Source organism: Streptomyces niphimycinicus, assembly GCF_018883605.1.
GTDB classification, from domain to species: Bacteria; Actinomycetota; Actinomycetes; order Streptomycetales; family Streptomycetaceae; genus Streptomyces; species Streptomyces niphimycinicus.
Genome location: NZ_JAHLEM010001288.1, coordinates 1 through 879, shown reverse-complemented (window position 1 = coordinate 879; position 879 = coordinate 1). Strand labels below are relative to the sequence as shown.

Annotated in this window: 1 pseudogene; it reads right to left on the bottom strand. The window is 77.2% G+C overall.

Features of this window, described 5'->3' with window-relative positions:
- Nucleotides 1-879 (bottom strand): annotated as a pseudogene (locus KN815_RS49390) (hypothetical protein); the annotation flags it as partial.

Sequence of the window (879 nt, the reverse complement as noted above, 5' to 3'; positions counted from 1 at the left end):
GTCCGGGCACGGGCCGCCGTCGCCCAGCGGGGCGTCCTCGGCCTCGTCGATCCGCACGGTCACCCGCCCCGCGGGCCGCGACTCCGCCGCGAGCGGACGACGCCGATGGGCCCGCTCCGGCCCCGCCTCCGCGTCCTCGACAGGGGCCGCTCCCTGCCAATCGGAGCGCGTCTCCTCCGCCCCACCCACCGGCCCGGCATACGGTAGCCGGTCGTCAACGGAAGCAGCAGCGCCGACCATGTGCTGGGCGGTGCCTGCCTCGCCCACCGGGCCGATGCCCGGGAGCCCGTCGCCCGTGGCGGCGGAGGAGCCCTGCGCCTCTTCAACGCCACCCGTCACCTGGCCCATTTGGCGCGGCTCACCAAACGCACGCGGAGCGGATACGCCATCCCCACGCGCCGGGTCGCCACCCGTCGGCCGGTCGCCCACGGAAGCGGCACCGCCGATGGGCTCGGCAGGACCTGCCTCGCCCACCGGGCCGATGTCCGGGAGCCCGTCGCTCGCGGGGGCGTGGGCGCCCTTCGCCCTCGCACCCGGACGCGCCTCGTGCGCCGGGCCGACGTGCGGCTGTCCATACTCGACGCCTGCGGCAGCGCCACCCGTACCCGGGAAGTGTTCGCGGGTGTCTGCGGGAGGCTCCTCGAAGGCGTAGGCGTGGTCGGGGGGTGCGGGCTCCGCGTCCAGGGGGATCGTGCGGGTGGAGGCGCGGAAGGCGGCCGGTAGTTGGGAGAGGCCGATGTCGTCCGCGTCCTCCTCGTCCACGCGGACCGTGATCCACCCGGCTCGGTCGGAGTCGGTCGGCAGGGCGCGGGTGCCCCGCCGGCGCGCGGCGCCCGCGTCCGGAATGCGCACCGTCACCCCGCCCGCCGCGCGCGCGTC